The following is a 16,541-nucleotide window of genomic DNA, read 5'->3' on the forward strand; positions in this document are numbered from 1 at the left end:
GGTATTCCTATGTTCGATATCAATGGAAATATAACATCGACTGATATTAATTTCCAGGAACGTGAGAAGTTAGATTATTGAAATATGAAGGTCCGACAGATCCTACAATAACTGGTAGTTTCGGTAACGTTTTTGCATATAAAGGGTTTAAACTCAATGTATTCATGACTTATTCATTTGGTAATGTTGTTCGTTTGAATCCATATTTTAATTATAAATATTCCGATTTGAGTGCTATGCCTCGTGAATTCAAGAATCGTTGGACGCTTTCTGGGGATGAGGCAAAGACTAATATTCCTGCAATCTTGAGTAATCCGCAATATGAAGCAAACCGAACATTGTATAAAGCTTACAATGCTTACAATTATTCTACAGAGCGAATTGCAAAAGGTGATTTTATCCGTATGAAAGAAATCTCACTTTCTTATGAGTTTCCTAAGAGCTGGATTTCTGCTGCGAAGATTTCCAATCTTTCTTTGAAGTTACAGGCAACTAATTTATTCCTTATTTATGCAGATAAGAAATTGAATGGTCAAGATCCTGAATTCTTTAATACTGGTGGTGTAGCTTCACCGGTGCCACGTCAGTTTACATTAACTCTGCGTTTAGGATTGTAAGAGAATGATTTTAATAATAAAAAAAAGATTAAAGATGAGACGAAATCAATTATATATTCCATTGTTCATCGCAACGCTTGCTATTGTCGGTAGCTCTTGTAATGATTTTCTCGACGAATTACCAGATAACCGGACGGAGCTGAATTCTGAGCAAAAAATAGCTAAAATGCTTGTTTCTGCTTATCCGGAAGGATCTGCGAATGAACTGTTTGAACTTTATAGTGATAATACCGACGATAACAGTGCCAGATATTCTTATTATAAGTTATCTGAGGAAGAGTGCTATAACTGGAAAGATACCCAGGAAGAATATCAGGATACACCTACAAATCTTTGGGAAACCCATTATATAGCTATTGCTTCTGCTAACATGGCTTTGGAAGAGATTGAGAAACGGGGAAATCCGGAATCGTTGATGCCGCAGCGAGGAGAGGCTCTTGTTTGTCGGGCGTACAATCATTTTGTATTAGCAAATATTTTTTGTAATGCTTATAATACTCATGCATCACAGGAATTAGGTATTCCTTATATGACTAAAGTTGAAACAACTGTGCAACCACAATACGGGCGGGGTACTTTGCAGGAGACTTATGAGAAGATTGAGAAGGACTTATTAGATGGTATGGCTCTTATTTCCGATGATAGTTATTCTGTGCCGAAATATCATTTCACAAGGAAAGCTGCATATGCTTTTGCTGCACGTTTCTATCTTTATTATATGAAGCCTGACTTTTCTAATTGTGATGAGGTGATAAAATATGCAGATCGTGTGTTGGGAAGTGATCCTGCTGCCGAATTACGGGATTGGGAAGCGTTGGGAAAACTCTCTGCTAATGATAATGTACAGCCCGACGCATATATTGCTTCTACAAGTAAGGCTAACTTGTTGATAGGTAGTACCGTATCTAACTGGGGTATTATTCTGAGTAATTACATGACAGGAAAACGTTATCTACATAATAAGTTAATTGCTTCTTACGAAACATCACGTTCTTCCGGATTATGGGGTATCCCTGACCGCATGTATATGCAGCCTTTTACAACATCGGGCTATGAATGCAGTATGTTGAGAAAGGGCGGTTATTATGCTGGTGACTACCTGTATTATATGCCTGTGATTTTCTCTACAGACGAGACTTTGCTTTGCAGGGCTGAGGCTTATACGCTGAAAAAGAACTATCCAATGGCTGCTGCAGATCTTACTACATGGGAGAAAGCATATACTTCTAATAAGCAAACTTTAACTCCGGAGATGATAAATGAGTATTATGATAAGATGGATTATTACAATCCGACACAAAATCCGACTCCCAAGAAAAAGCTTCAGCCTGATTTTACTATTGAATCAGGTATACAGGAGAACTTTATTCACTGCATTCTGCATATGAGACGTATTGCTACTTTGCATGAAGGTCTGCGCTGGCCGGATATTAAACGTTATGGAATTGTTATCTATCGCCGTTCTATTGCTAATAACAATATAGTCGTAACAGATGAAATGCCGGTAAATGACGCAAGACGTGCTATGCAAATTCCTAAGAGTGTAGTTCTGGCAGGAATGCAACCCAATCCACGTACTGAAAATTAAAAGGAGGAAATAATATGAAGAAATATTATATTTATATACTAACGGCTGTTTTGCCCATTCTTTGGGGAGCCTGTAATAATGGCGATGATATTGACACCAAGCATAGTATTTTTTCAACAGAGCCAATGGAACATAATGGTTTTGATGAATGGTTGCTTGCTAATTATACATATCCGTATAACGTTGATTTTAAGTATCGTATGCAGGATATTGAAAGTGATCATAAATATAATCTGGTACCGGCGGATTACGATAAATCGGTTGCCTTGGCCAAGATTATCAAGCATGTATGGATGGAGGCATATACTGAACTTGCCGGACCGGCTTTTCTTCGGTCTTATGTGCCAAAAACTTTTCACTTGATAGGTTCTCCGGCTTATGATAGTAGTGGTACGAAGGTGTTGGGTACTGCCGAGGGAGGAAAGAAGATAACATTGTACGAAGTGAACAGTCTGGACTTTGAGAATGTCGATATCGAAGTTTTGAATGAGTATTACTTTAAGACGATGCACCATGAATTTGCACATATCCTGCATCAGAAGCGTAATTATGACCCATCGTTTGATCGCATTACCGAAGGAAAATATGTTGGTTCCGACTGGTATTTCTATGTTGCTGAAAATGGAAATTCATATTTGCGAGAGGATGCGGATGCATGGCCGGAAGGATTTGTGACGGCATATGCGATGAGTGAGGCAAGAGAAGATTTTGTAGAGAATATCGCCATGTATGTTACTCACGATCAGGCTTACTGGGATAATATGCTAAAGGTTGCCGGAACTGCCGGAGCGGCTATTATTAATCAGAAGTTTACTATTGTATACAATTATATGCTTGAAACTTGGGGCATTAATTTAGATGATTTGCGTGAGATTGTGTTAAGGCGTCAGCAAGAAATTCCGGAGCTGGATTTAAGTACTATTGAATAAAACAGGAAGATTATGAAAAAGAATATAATGATTTATTTGTTGATGGCTCTTGTATGCTTTGGTTTGCAATCCTGTCTTTTCCAAGAAGAGGATTATTTTGATGATTCTTCAGCGAATCGTGCAACAGAGGAAGTGAAGCAATATAGTGAGCTATTAGAATCGGCGTCTAATGGTTGGAGAATGGAATATTACATAGGTCAGGACTATGCTTTGGGTGGCATAACTCTTCTGTGTAAGTTTGATGGTCAGCGAGTTACAATGGCATCTCAAGGATATGAAGGCGATGAGACTATTTCCTCTCTTTATAAGGTTGTATCGGAGGAAGCTACTATGCTTACATTCGACACTTATAATGCTTTTATTCATGCATATGCCAAGCCACAAGGCGGCGGTTCCAACCCGAATGCCAACCTGCAAGGAGATTATGAGTTTATTATAAAAGAAGCTTCAGCCGAAAAAATTGTAATGCAGGGCAAAAAGTATGGAAATACGATAGTAATGTATGCGCTTCCGGATGATTTGAACTGGGAGGCATATATAAACTCTGTGAATGACGTAGAAGAGAATGCTTTCTTTATACAATATCAGTTGTTGGTTGATGGAAATTTAGTTGGTATGACGCAGCGAAGTAATTATACTTTTGTTATAGCCTATAATGATGGTGGTAACATTGTACAAGAGCAATCTCCTTTCCTTTTTACAACCGATGGCTTTCGTTTCCGGGAACCAGTTTCACTGGCAGGAGTAACTGTGCAAAATTTTGTGTGGGACCCTTCCTCCGAGCTTTTTACTTGTACTGACGAGGGGGCAACTAACGTTAAAATGAAAGGAATTTATCCGGAGGGATATATTAAATATAATGATTATCTAGGTAATTATACTCTTACCTGCAAGATGTATAAAGATAATAATTTGACAGACGAAGAATTACCAATATCTATTATAGAGGATGTAGAAAATAAGAGTTATATTCTCAAGGGACTAATTGGTGATATAGTGCTCGATTATGATAGAGGTGAAGGAATTATGTCCTTTAAGACTCAAAAGGTAGGTTATATATCAGGATATTATTTGGGATGTACTACATATTGTTATGCCATGGGATTTTATCCTACATATATTAGTTATCAGGCAGGTCTGATGTTTGGTTTTGTGGCAAATGTACAACAGTCTCCGTTTGGATTTACATTTGAGGATGATGGGGTATTCGAAGCAGTAGGTGGTGCAAAAGCTGATTATATGGCCTTCGACCGCTATTCGGCACCTGATTATAGTCAAAGTTCATATGTTCAAGGGGTGGCACGTATGTATGGAGAGATGGTCTTTATGAAAGTTGAGGAATAAATAAAAACTAGATTATGAAAAATATACTGAATTTATACTTAATAATATTCTGCTTATTTTTTGTTGCAGGATGTTCTTCAGATGACGATGCTGCCACTGTAAAATTGACAATTATAAAATCAGATTTGGATATGAAAGCTAGTGGTGGCACTGGAACTGTCGAATTTGCAGCAACTGGAACTGTCACGGCTACGGTGAATGCCGATTGGTGTCAGGTAATCGAAGTTGCAGATCGTAAAGTTTCCATTTCTGTAGATGCTAATACGGGTTATCCGGGGCGTAGCGCACAAATCGTTTTAACTGATGGTGTGAGTACGCAGCAAGCAACCATACTGCAGGAAGGAGCTATTTGGAAATATAATAGAGATGCTACCTATTTCACATTGACAGATGCTGCAGAGGAGGTCCCTGTTGAAATGTCGAGTAATTTGCCTATTCAGGTATCTATTCCAGCAGATGCTTCTCAATGGTTATCCTATGAAATGACGAGTGATGGATTTAAGTTTATTGCAAAAGAGAATCTCACTGGTAAAATTCGTTCGGCCATTGTAAAAGTGACTACTGGCATTCGTGAAATTGAATATGCTTTATTGCAGTACGATATTGATGACTTATTGGGACAATGGACAGGTGTTGTGAAAGTCGTTGCTACAGCATTTGGTATTAATCAAGTTCTTTCATTAGAGGAAAATACTCAAATTGTTAAAAATCCGGGTGGTAATGGCTATATATTCCAGCTACCAATGACAAGGCTGTTGGGAGCAACGATTGTTTTAGCGGTCACCTATCAAGATGGAGCTTTAGCTATAACCACTCCACAGCAGCAAAATTATGCTTTGTCTGATGGGCAAGGAGGAGTGATGTACGGCTCAATAATAACTAAAACTGATGATGGTTTGTATTTACAGGGAAAAATTATTCTTTCTCCTGTATTAATGAATGATGGGCAGGTTGCGTTAGCTTATATTACAGATGCATATATGTCAATGGGATTATTTAAGGGAAGAGTTCCGTCTCCTGCAAATTATGCAGGACTTTCTATTGATTTTCCTGCTATTTTGATGCAATATGCTGAATAATATTTTGCATGAAATACTATTTTTATATAGTGGTTTAACTGTTTGTTATGAGAAGAACTTGCATTAATTGATCCTAAGAGCTATTATCGTAAGGTAGTAGCTCTTAATATTTAAATATTTATTTAATAATCTTTATATTACGCATCAATCCACCATACTTAGCCCTTTTCACTGCACTACCTTTGAAAATGGTTTTATATTGCTCCTCACTCAGCGAATGCCAATCATCCTTCCTCATACTTAACAAAGAAGGAGACGGTTGAAATTCGGCTGTCCGGCAAGGAGTGGCAAAGCGATTCCAAGGGCAAGCTTTCAGGCATTCGTCACAGCCATATATTTTATTACCCATTTTTTTGCCTACATTGAGCGAAAGTTCCCCACGATACTCAATGGTAAGATAAGAAAGACATCTCTCGGAATTGAGCCTGAAAGGGGCTTCCAGCGCTTTTGTCGGGCAGGCATCCAGGCAACGTGTACACGAACCGCATTGATTTCGTTGTGGAGAGTCATAATTGTCAGCTTCCCTATCAAGAATAATTTCCCCTAAGAAGAAGCAGGAGCCGGCGTGAGGAATGATGAGATGTGTATTCTTTCCTATCCATCCCAAGCCGGTACGCCATGCCCAATAACGTTCGAGTATGGGAGCGGTATCACAGAATATGCGGCCTTGAAGCGGAGAAGCGGAGGTTTGGGATACTGGGGCTTGGGGTGCTGAGGCGTAGTTTTCAGTATATGTGCCGATATTGTTTGTCGAGGCGATAGTACTGTCTGTTTCTTTGGAGAATGAAACTTCTTTCTCTATAAACTCAAAAAGTTCCTTCAATTTCCCCTTCATCACATCGTGATAATCTTTCCCGTAGGCATACCATGCAATCTGATACTCACCTTCGGGAAGTTTTTTTGCCGGATAATAGTTTAGCGCAACGCTGATCACCGTACGTGCCCCTTCCACCAACAAGCGCGGATCGAGCCGTTTATCCTCATAATTCTGCATATACGCCATCTCTGCCTGGCAACCGTCCGCCAGCCATTGACGGAAGGCGGTAGCCACAGTTTCATCCACAGCTTCGGCAGGCGCCAGTCCGCAGGCGGAAAAGCCGAGGCGTAGTGCTTCGGCTTTAATTCGGTCTGAGGAGAGGAGCTTTTCCATTAAAATACCTTGAATTCATAGCCCTCCGCTTTCAGAAATTCGATGGCACGGGGGAGGGCATATTGCAGATTCCCGTTGTTCCACGATTTCAGAGAGTCGTGGAAGGTGATGATGGAACCGTTGCGTACGTAGCGTTTTACGTTATTCAGTACCTGTTCCGGGCGCATTTGCTTACTGTAGTCACGGGTTACGAGGTCCCACATAATGATACGGTAATGGTGGCGAAGAGTGTAATATTGCCGGAATCCCATGTGCCCATGTGGCGGGCGGAACAAGTCCGAGTGGATAATTTCGTCTACCCGTCTGGTGTTGGCCAGATAATCCGGATTGGAGTATTCAAAGCCGCGGATGTGGTTGAAGGTATGGTTGCCGATGCGGTGTCCGTGTTCTACCACCATCCGGTATTCGTCTGGGTGTTTGCGGATATTGTCGCCTACCATGAAGAAGGTAGCTTTAATATCGTGTTTCTTCAGTAGCTCCAGTACCCAAGGGGTTACTTCCGGGATAGGACCGTCGTCAAAAGTCAGGTAGACAGCCCGTTCGTTTGGGTCCATCCGGAAGATGGCTTGTGGATACAGCGCTCGGAAGAACCAAGGTGGTTGTTCTATAAACATAAGAGTCTTTATTAATAAGTAACAGGTAATAGGTAATAAGTAATAACTGTGCGGCTTATGGCGCAGCTTATTACTTATTACTTAATACTTATTACTTAGTTTTTATTTCCCTTTCATTCTCGCAACGTACTCATTGTATAGCTGGTCGAGTTGTTCCGAGTAATGTTTAGCCAATTCTTCTGATTTGTATTTCTCCATCAGGCGTACTTCTGCGTCAAGCAGTCCTGCGTTGTACATGAAGTTTTCGCTGGCGATGGAAAGTTGGTAATCAGTCAGGCTGAGATACCAGATCATGTATTCGAGAGACTTGTTGGCAAGTTCGTCGATGATCTTGTTCGCTTTTTCGTTTTGTCCCAGCTGGTAGTAGGCTTCCGCCATTTGGAAGGCGCCGTTTGCCCAGTCATACGGTACGTTGTATGACGGGATCATCTTCTCGGCGTAGTCGAGTGCGGCGAGTGCCTTGTCTTTTTGCCTTCTTTGATGAGCTGTCCTACGAGCTGTGTGAAGATGCGCCGGTGTGTGTAGCACATACGCATTACGTTTTCGTCGATGTAGATGCCCGGTTTCTCGATGCCGCCGAACTTGAACTTGTTCATCAGGTTGTCGTACATCTTTTCGCTGTCGATCTTGCTGTTCAGCTTGTCCGTATCGAACGGAGTGAAGCGGTATGCCAGACCTTCCTGCGTGAAGTGGTTGTCCATGCCGAGGTGGTTTTCACTGCCTACGGTGATAGCCATGTAGATGGGACGTTCCCAGTTGGCGTTGGCAAGCATTTCGAGCATCATCAGTTCGCTCTTGTAGAGGGCGCGTTTCGGGTTGCCGTTGGCGTCTCTCAGCAAGATGGTCATGTATTCGGGGATGGAGTCGCCCAATGCTTCCGGTATTTTCATGCCGGAACGGCGGACAGCTTCCTTGTCGATCTTCATTACGATGCTGTCGGTAGGGATGACGCGCAGCCCTTCCTTATCCGAACGAACCCAGTATTTGAGGATATTCTTCAGTTCATACGGGTTTTCTCCGAACTGTTCTTTCAGTTCGTTCATCGCTTCCGGATTTCCGTTTTCGAGCGCGCTGTCTGCCTGTGCATACATCTGGTCGATATTCTTCTTTACTTCCGGACGGATGGGGATGTATTCGTTCTGGCCTTCGACGTATTCCACACGATCCCAAGTGATCGGGAGTGACGGAGAGTCGTAAGCGGGACGTTTCATCTGGTCGATGTACCAGTCGGTTTGCAGGTAGCTGAGGTTACAGGTACGTGCATCGGTACGGAAACCTTCTGTCTCCTGATTGTACCACAACGGGAAAGTATCGTTGTCACCATTGGTGAAGATGATCGGATTTCCTTCTTCCTGCAAGGTCATCAGATAGTTCTGACCGAAGTCACGGGCAACAAAGCGTCCGCTACGGTCGTGGTCGTCCCATGTCTGTCCGGCCATCTGGATGGGGACAAGCAGACAGAGTACTGATGCGAGAGCGGCAGCCGGAACTTCTTTCATCTTGCAGTAATCGCGTAACATACGGATGATACCTGCGACTCCCATACCTACCCAGATGGCGAAGGCGTAGAACGAACCGGCATACGCATAGTCACGTTCACGCGGCTGCGCAGGTGTCTGGTTAAGGTAGAGCACGATGGCGATACCTGTCATAAAGAACAGGAAGAACACCACCCAGAATTGCTGGATACCCCGCTGGCTGTGGTATGCTTGCCAGAAGAGTCCGATCAGGCCGAGCAGCAGCGGCAGGCAGTAGAATACGTTGTGTCCTTTGTTGTTTTTGAGGTCCTGCGGAAGCAATTCCTGGTTGCCCACCAGCAGATTGTCGATAAACGGGATTCCGGTGATCCAGTTACCGTGTTCTATTTCTCCGCTGCTCTGAATGTCGTTCTGCCGTCCGGCAAAGTTCCACATAAAGTAGCGCCAGTACATGAAGTTGAGCTGGTAGGAGAAGAAGAACTTGATGTTTTCCCATTGGTTCGGTACGTTCACCATCACCATTTCGCCGCATTGGTCGTATGGGACGTCATGTCCCTTGATGTCTACCCACTGCTTGTAGAGTGAGGAGTGCGCGGAGCTGTACATACGGGGGAAAAGCATATTTTGCGCGTATTCGTATTCGATACGTCCCGGCAGTTCGATGTATGAGTCTTTTTCGTCCGGTGAAGTCTTTTCTTTGCGGACGTATTTACTTCCCGTCTGTGACTGGCGGGGAACGCAGTATCCGTCTTTCACGTCGAGTGCCACTTTCGAGGAGAAAGCAGGACCGTAGAAGAGAGGACGGGTTCCGTATTGTTCACGGCCGAGGTATTCGCCCAGCGTGAAGATATCTTCCGGAGAGTTCTGGTCCATCGGTGTGTTGGCGGTAGAACGGATCACGATCAGTGCATAAGAGGAATAACCGATCACGATCATCATGGTGCACAGCAATGCCGTATTCATGGTACGGGCGGAGATGCGCCATTTCTCTTTGATCTTTTCCTGTACTTGCGGAGCAAGGTAGATGCCAAGAATTGCGATCACTACGACACCGATAAGGATGCTGCTTACGCCGTGTCCGTAGAATGGAATACCCAGCAGGGCGATGGTCAGAATGAATGAGATGGCCATGCGGAGTCTGCTCTTTTCGGTGTAGCTTTCGTACACACCCCAGATAAGGGCGGCGGCGAGCAGAATGATATAGACAACGACGCCGGAGTTGAACGACATGCCGAGTCCGTTGACAAACAGCAGTTCGAACCAGCCGCCGACTTTAACGATACCGGGCACGATGCCATAAAGCACGGCTGCTACGAGTACGCCCGATCCGAGCAGGGCGAGCAATGAGCCTTTGGCAGTGGCGTTCGGAGTTTTCTTGTAGTAGTACACCAATACGATTGCCGGCAGACAGAGGAGGTTCAGCAAGTGAACACCGATACTCAGTCCGGTCAGATAAGCGATCAGGATCAGCCAGCGGTCGCTGTGGGGCTGGTTGGCTACATCTTCCCATTTCAGAATCAGCCAGAATACAACGGCTGTAAAGAGGGAGGAGAAAGCATATACTTCGCCTTCTACGGCAGAGAACCAGAAGGTGTCGCTGAAGGTGTAGACCAGTGCGCCGACCAGTCCGCTACCCATGACAGTGATAAGTTGTCCTTTCGTGATGTTGTTCTCGTCGGTGATTACCAGTTTGCGTACCAGATGGGTGATGCTCCAGAAAAGGAACAGGATACAGGCACCGCTCATCAGTGCGCTCATGTAGTTTACCATCTTCGCTACGGTGGTTACATCGGAGGCGAATTGAGAGAACAGGTTCGCTACCAGCATGAAGAAAGGTGCGCCGGGCGGGTGTCCTACTTCCAGTTTATAACCGGTAGTTATAAACTCGGGACAGTCCCAAAAACTTGCGGTCGGTTCTATTGTCAGGCAGTAGACCGTTGCCGCAATGATGAATGTAATCCAACCCACGAGGTTGTTTATAGTTCTGTACTGTTTCATTAGCACTATCTAGATTTTTCGTTAAAAAACAGATTACGTGGGCGCAAAGATAGTGATTTGTAAGGATAATGAGGCAGAAAGTAAGAAATATTAAGTAACGGAAAGGTGATTTACTTTATCTTATGCCCTTTTAGTGAAACGGGGGAATCACTAAACAGTATAAACAACAGTAGGTATAAAGATACTAATTTTGTATCTTTTATATTAAGCATTGAATCATTTATTGGTTAATAATACTTGCGTTGTCAGACATTAATAGCTGACTTCTCAACTGTTAATACCTGAGATGTCAACTATTAACATCTGACATCTCAATCATTAACAGTTGAGAAGTCAGTTGTTGCTGCTTGATGTGACCGTTGTAAATGACTGATATGCGGTGCAGCCGTTCTTTGATGTAGCACCGGCAAATGAATGTTTAGTGATGATGATGATGTTCACCGAGAACGCGGTGTGGCAACGTGCCGTGTCCCAGCAGTTCGATGGGGCAGTTGAAGTTTCTTTCCAGCCATTCTGTGGAGACGCCCGTGTCAGGGTGGTAATCCAGTGTCTCGTTGACGCAGGCAATGGATTTCACTTGTTGCAGTACAGTGCCGATGTCGTGACTGACAAGGATGATGGCGCATTCTTTGTTAATCTCCGCCAGCAGTTCGTAGAGCCGGGCTTCGAAGCGTTTGTCGATATACGTGCTGGGTTCGTCAAGAATCAGTACCGAAGGGTCGGAGATGATGGCACGTCCCAGCAGTGCGCGTTGCAGTTGCCCGCCGCTAAGCTGTCCGATGGAACGGTGTTCGAGCCCTTCGAGTCCCATGCGGGTGATGATATGCTTGCCTTTTTCTCTTTGCTCGGGAGTGAAACGGGAGGTGAGGGATTTCTGGATACTTAGTCCGGAAAGTATCACTTCCTCTACCGAAATCGGGAATTTCCGGTCGATGGTGTTATATTGCGGCAGATAGCCGAGGGAAAGTGGAGAGTTGGAAGTGGAAAGTTGAGAGTGGGAGGATGCTTCTGTAGGGGCATGGAAGATGATTTCTCCGGCTGTCGGTTTCAGCAGACCGAGGATGCACTTGATGAGTGTTGTCTTACCGCCTCCGTTCGGACCGATGATGCCCAGAAAGTCCCGTTCGTAAATGTTCAGGTTGATGTCGTGGAGTACGGTACGGCCGTCGTATCCGGCAGCAAGGTTCTTTATTTCGATAATCGGTTTCATGTTTGGAGAATTACTTCGTTTATGTATCATTCGGTCATTAACGCTATGGAGGCCCGTTGTTATTCGGGATCCATAGGTGTGAGAGCTTTGGCTACGTTCAGCATTTCCGTTTCCCAGTCGTAGCTTAACGGGTTGATGGGGACTACCTTTGTGCCGGTTTGCTGTGCGATGGTTTCCGCGTTGCGCTTGTCGAACTCCGGTTGGACGAAGATGACGCTTACTTTCTCCGATTTGCACAGGTCTATCAGTTCTTTCAGATGGGCGGGCGAAGGTTCTTTGCCTCCTTCTTCGATTGAAATCTGATGCAGGCCGTAGTCACGGGCAAAGTAGGAGAGAGCCGGATGGTAAATCATAAAGGCTTTGGCCGATTCCGGAGCGGAAAGTTGCCGGCGGATGAGGCTGTCGGTGTGCTGGATACGTTGGCAGAGGGAGTCGTAACGTGCCAGGTAATATGCTTCGTTAGGCTTGTCGAGCATACAAAGTGCCTTGAATGTGTTTCCGGCAAGGATGAGGGCGTTGGCGGTAGAGTTCCATATATGTGGCTCTACGGCGTGGTTGTGCCCGTCGTGGTCATGATGTCCTGCTGCGTGGTTGTGCTCACCGTTGTTCAGAATCAGGTCTATGCCTTTCGAGGTGTCGAATACTTGGATATGAGGGGTGTTATTCATCAGTCGGTCCATCCAAGTCTGCTCGAAGCCGATGTAGCCGATGCGGAGATAGGCTTTGCTGTCTCCCAAAGAGACAAGTTGCTGAGGAATAGGGTCGTATGTCTCCGGACTGGAACCTTTCGGGACCATGCTGACTACCGTGAATTTATCACCGGCAATCGCTTCCGTGAAGTAGCGCTGCGGTTCGATAGTGACGGTAATGACCGGTTTCGCTTCTTCGCTGCCGCTTGCTTTGGACGTGCGACCCGTGCAGGCTGCCAACAGGAGGCAGGAGCCGAGAAGAAGGAGTGTTTTCAAATCTTTTAGTTGTTGTTTCATGACTATTGTATTAATATCGGGGGTTGATTCTGTTCCAGTTTTCGGGCACGTAGTATTTCCCGCTTTCCTCCCGGAGGACCGGGAAGGCGCTCTACGGTAAAGCCTGCGGCCTGTAACATACGTCGGATGATTCCTTTGGCACAATAAGTGGTGAGGATACCTCCTTCATTTAATAAAACATATAAACGGTTAAATAGTTCCTGCGACCACATTTCCGGCTGCTTTTCCGGAGCGAAGGCGTCGAAATAGATAACGTCAAATGATAATGGATAATGGATAATGGATAATGGAGAATAGCTGCGCTGGGTAGTCCATTCATTAACGTCGGCTTGTACTTTGCAGAGAGTGAAGTGTGGGGTAAAGGATATTTCTTCTTCCCACGGCGATGTATGGATTGCTTTGAACAGGCCGATAGCTGCTGGTTGTTCTATATATCCCAGTTGCTCCACCATCTGCCATTCCAACGGGTAGAGTTCAAGTCCTGTATAATGTACGTTACGTCCGCTTCTTTCTGCTTCTTCAAGTGTAAGCCAAGCATTCAGCCCCGTTCCGAAACCGATCTCCAGAATATGCGGAGAGGGGGCAGCGGAGGCTTTCAGTCCCATGTTGATGAAAATATGCTGGGACTCCGTACGTGCTCCTTTGGTCGAATGATAATGTTCATTCAATTCCGGAACAAATAGGGTGGCGCTCCCGTCATCAGTCTTTTCAATCACTCTTTTCATCTCAAAAAACTTATTACCTGTTACTTATTACCTATTATTTCATCCCGCAACGACGTTCCATGCGCTTTCCAGTACGTACAGAAGCAGAATGTAACGTATCAGTTTGCCGACAAACATGGAGGCGGTGGTAAGCCATATATTACTTCGCATAAATCCCAGTGCGATGGAGATCACCTCTCCGATGGCCGGTAGAAAAGCGAAGAATGCCATCAATGCTCCTTTTCCTTGCAGGAATCTTACCATCTTGTCTACTTTCTCCTTCTTTACTTTGAAGTATTTCTCAATCCAGCTTATTTTGCCCAGGCGCCCCATATAGTAGCAGGTCATTCCGCCTGCCGTATTGCCGAGGGTGGCAGCCAGTATACAGGCAGTGGGTGGCAGTCCAAGTTTTACCAGTGCTACCAACACCAGTTCGGAACTGAATGGTACAATACTCCCTGCGAGTAAGGCCGAGATAAACAATCCCGGAAGTCCCCATTCGATGAGGAGTTGTATCGTTGAGTCTATAAAAGCGTCCATACGTTAAAACCAAATAAAAGGATGAGGCAGACCGTGGCAACAATGAAGAATATATTCGATGTTTTGTTGTTGGTCAGCACAAAAAGGTGGCCGATCAGTATGCTGTTGCTTATCATGAGCAACGGCAAGAGATTGCTGCATTGTGACGGCTGTAGCACAATCAGTACGAAGAGAAAGAGTGTCACGTCTATGAGAAACTGTAAATAGGCGCGCGTACGTATCTTATCTTCGAATCCGGCAACGACGCAATGAGCGGCGCTGACGATGAACAATACAAACAGATAGCCGAGAGTCGCCAGCTCCCACGGCTGGAGTATCTGTAGGTTGAATATATCTCCAAAAGTAGCCAGTTCTTTGAAAGGATGATAGAACAGCTCTATCTGATCGTAGAAGAAAGCGTGTCCGAACAGCATCCAGTAGGGCATTGTCCATCCTACCAGCGCGCCACAGAAACTACGGAACGTAAGTGACTGAAAGCGGTGCGCCTCAAACAACCAGAGCACCGAGAAGAAGGTGAGCTGGGGAAAGAGAATGCTCCCTGCACCGATAAACAGGAACGAGTAGAACAGATATCCTGACGCCTGTGCCTGCTGGTAACTCTTGAACAGGAAATAGATGGAGAATAAAAAGGTTATGGCGGCAACGTTTCCGGCATATAACAGGTGCATCTCCGGACAGACGGTGACCAGCAGAAAATAGATAGCTGTCTGCACGGAAGCCCGCATACGGATGATACTGAACCGGTTGTTCAGCTCGATCAGGAAATAGCCGATAGCCGCGTAAATCAAGAAACTGACAAGATGCTCCGCCCATGCGGGGAGCAGCAACGTGCGGGCAGACTGCCAAAGCACGGAACCGCCTTCTTCGCCCGCTGTCATGGTGAGTTCGGGCAATAGGACAGAGGTCAGCACCCAACAAAGGGTGCAGATGAAAATCGCAGCAGGGAGTGTCCACCGCCCTGCTGTGACCAAACCTTGTAGTCTCTTGCTTTTCATTATAAGTCGAATCCGATATCGCGACGGAAATATTTCTTGTCGAAGTCGATCATATCTGCCACTTTATAGCTCTGTGCCAGCGCTTCTTCCTTCGTTGCGCCATAAGAGCAGACGGCGATCACACGTCCTCCGTTCGTTACGATTTGTCCGTCTTTCATGGCTGTTCCGGCATGGAAAATGATGCTTTCGGTAGCGGCAGCCTGTTCCAGACCGCTGATAGGGAAGCCTTTTTCGTATGCTTCGGGATAACCGCCGCTCACAAGGATCACACAACCTGCCGAGCGCGGGTCCATGACCAGCGTCTTTTCGTCAAGGTTGCCTGCGGCTGTACCTTCCAGCAATTCCACGAGGTCGCTCTGGATGCGGAGCATCACGCTTTCCGTCTCCGGGTCGCCCATGCGGACGTTATATTCGATCACCATCGGTTCGCCTTTTACCCGGATCAGTCCGAGGAAGATGAAGCCTTTGTAGACGATATTTTCTTCTTTCAGTCCGTTGATGGTAGGTTCGATGATGCGGGTACGTACTTTTTCCATGAATTCTTCGTCGGCAAACGGAACCGGAGTCACGCTGCCCATACCACCAGTGTTGAGCCCTTTGTCGCCTTCACCGATACGCTTGTAGTCTTTCGCTACGGGGAGGACTTTGTAGTGTTCGCCGTCGGTAAGCACGAATACGGAACATTCGATACCACTCAGGAACTCTTCAATAACGACTGTTGCCGATGCGGAGCCGAACATACCGGCAAGCATTTCCTTGAGTTCTTTCTTTGCCTCGTCCAGTGTGGGGAGGATCAGAACGCCTTTTCCGGCACAGAGCCCGTCAGCTTTCAGCACGTATGGGGCTTCCAGCGTTTCGAGGAAAGCCAGACCTTCTTCGAGATTTTCGGCTGTGATACTTTTATATCGGGCCGTCGGGATTTGATGACGCATCATGAAGCCTTTGGCAAACTCCTTGCTGCCCTCCAGCTGTGCTCCGTTGGCGGACGGACCGATAACGGCGATATGTTTCAGTTCGGGACGGTTCTGGAAGTAATCGTAGATGCCTTTTACCAACGGGTCTTCGGGACCTACTACTACCATTCCGATGTTTTCTTTCAGGGCGAAAGCGCTGATCGCTTCAAAGTCGGTAGCTTTGATGTTGACATTCTCGCCTACGGCGTTTGTTCCGGCGTTTCCCGGAGCGATGTACAGCTTTTCAACTTTCGGACTTTGGGCAATTTTCCATGCCAGTGCATGTTCGCGGCCGCCCGAGCCTAGTAATAATATCTTCATAATGAGTATTAAGTTATGAGTTTTCAGTTATGAGT

At 45.5% G+C, this 16,541-nt stretch carries 12 protein-coding genes and 2 pseudogenes; 5 read left to right on the forward strand and 9 right to left on the reverse strand.

Annotation, left to right across the window (positions count from 1 at the left end; all coding sequences use genetic code 11):
• From HMPREF9007_RS06175 to HMPREF9007_RS06155, 5 genes and pseudogenes are all read left to right on the forward strand, one after another.
• Positions 1 to 617 (forward strand): annotated as a pseudogene (locus tag HMPREF9007_RS06175) (SusC/RagA family protein); the annotation flags it as partial.
• 34 nt (positions 618 to 651) lie between these two features.
• On the forward strand, positions 652 to 2,205 hold the full coding sequence (locus HMPREF9007_RS06170; protein WP_008762850.1) for a RagB/SusD family nutrient uptake outer membrane protein: 1,554 nt from the start codon (positions 652 to 654) through the stop codon (positions 2,203 to 2,205).
• Between the two features lie 14 nt (positions 2,206 to 2,219).
• Entirely contained in the window at positions 2,220 to 3,134 is a 915-nt protein-coding gene (locus tag HMPREF9007_RS06165; RefSeq protein WP_008762851.1) for a putative zinc-binding metallopeptidase, read from the forward strand.
• A 12-nt stretch (positions 3,135 to 3,146) separates the two neighbouring features.
• Positions 3,147 to 4,478, forward strand: coding sequence for a DUF4302 domain-containing protein (locus HMPREF9007_RS06160; protein WP_032850617.1), 1,332 nt, complete (start codon positions 3,147 to 3,149; stop codon positions 4,476 to 4,478).
• A gap of 14 nt (positions 4,479 to 4,492) precedes the next feature.
• Complete coding sequence (locus tag HMPREF9007_RS06155; protein WP_032850618.1) at positions 4,493 to 5,557, forward strand: BACON domain-containing carbohydrate-binding protein; 1,065 nt, start codon at positions 4,493 to 4,495, stop codon at positions 5,555 to 5,557.
• Positions 5,558 to 5,675: 118 nt separating this feature from the next.
• Here the strand turns inward: HMPREF9007_RS06155 and queG are convergent, their stop codons facing one another.
• The 9 genes and pseudogenes from queG to purD all read right to left on the reverse strand — a co-directional run bounded on the left by queG (position 5,676) and on the right by purD (position 16,506).
• Complete coding sequence (gene queG / locus HMPREF9007_RS06150) at positions 5,676 to 6,707, reverse strand: tRNA epoxyqueuosine(34) reductase QueG (RefSeq protein WP_008762854.1); 1,032 nt, start codon at positions 6,705 to 6,707, stop codon at positions 5,676 to 5,678.
• Positions 6,707 to 7,321, reverse strand: a complete 615-nt coding sequence (locus HMPREF9007_RS06145) for a polysaccharide deacetylase family protein (protein ID WP_008762855.1) — start codon at positions 7,319 to 7,321, stop codon at positions 6,707 to 6,709. Before HMPREF9007_RS06145 ends, queG begins: the two co-directional genes overlap by 1 nt.
• A 102-nt stretch (positions 7,322 to 7,423) precedes the next feature.
• Positions 7,424 to 10,797 (reverse strand): annotated as a pseudogene (locus HMPREF9007_RS06140) (DUF2723 domain-containing protein).
• A 418-nt stretch (positions 10,798 to 11,215) separates the two neighbouring features.
• A complete protein-coding gene (locus HMPREF9007_RS06135; RefSeq protein ID WP_008762856.1) occupies positions 11,216 to 12,007 on the reverse strand; it encodes a metal ABC transporter ATP-binding protein in 792 nt (263 codons plus the stop codon).
• Positions 12,008 to 12,066: 59 nt separating this feature from the next.
• On the reverse strand, positions 12,067 to 12,993 hold the full coding sequence (locus tag HMPREF9007_RS06130; RefSeq protein ID WP_008762857.1) for a zinc ABC transporter substrate-binding protein: 927 nt from the start codon (positions 12,991 to 12,993) through the stop codon (positions 12,067 to 12,069).
• 2 nt (positions 12,994 to 12,995) lie between these two features.
• Positions 12,996 to 13,718: a tRNA (5-methylaminomethyl-2-thiouridine)(34)-methyltransferase MnmD gene (mnmD, locus tag HMPREF9007_RS06125; RefSeq protein WP_008762858.1), complete on the reverse strand. Its 723-nt coding sequence runs from the start codon at positions 13,716 to 13,718 to the stop codon at positions 12,996 to 12,998.
• A gap of 39 nt (positions 13,719 to 13,757) precedes the next feature.
• Entirely contained in the window at positions 13,758 to 14,237 is a 480-nt protein-coding gene (locus tag HMPREF9007_RS06120; protein WP_008762859.1) for a YqaA family protein, read from the reverse strand.
• A complete protein-coding gene (locus HMPREF9007_RS06115; RefSeq protein WP_008762860.1) occupies positions 14,222 to 15,232 on the reverse strand; it encodes a hypothetical protein in 1,011 nt (336 codons plus the stop codon). The genes HMPREF9007_RS06120 and HMPREF9007_RS06115 overlap by 16 nt, the downstream gene beginning before the upstream one ends.
• Positions 15,232 to 16,506 carry a phosphoribosylamine--glycine ligase gene (purD, locus tag HMPREF9007_RS06110; RefSeq protein WP_008762861.1) on the reverse strand — a complete coding sequence of 425 codons (1,275 nt, stop codon included), beginning with the start codon at positions 16,504 to 16,506 and terminating at the stop codon, positions 15,232 to 15,234. The genes HMPREF9007_RS06115 and purD overlap by 1 nt, the downstream gene beginning before the upstream one ends.
• Between the last annotated feature and the right edge of the window lie 35 nt (positions 16,507 to 16,541).

The sequence above is a fragment of the Bacteroides sp. 1_1_14 genome, assembly GCF_000162515.1.
Classification (GTDB): Bacteria; Bacteroidota; Bacteroidia; order Bacteroidales; family Bacteroidaceae; genus Bacteroides; species Bacteroides thetaiotaomicron.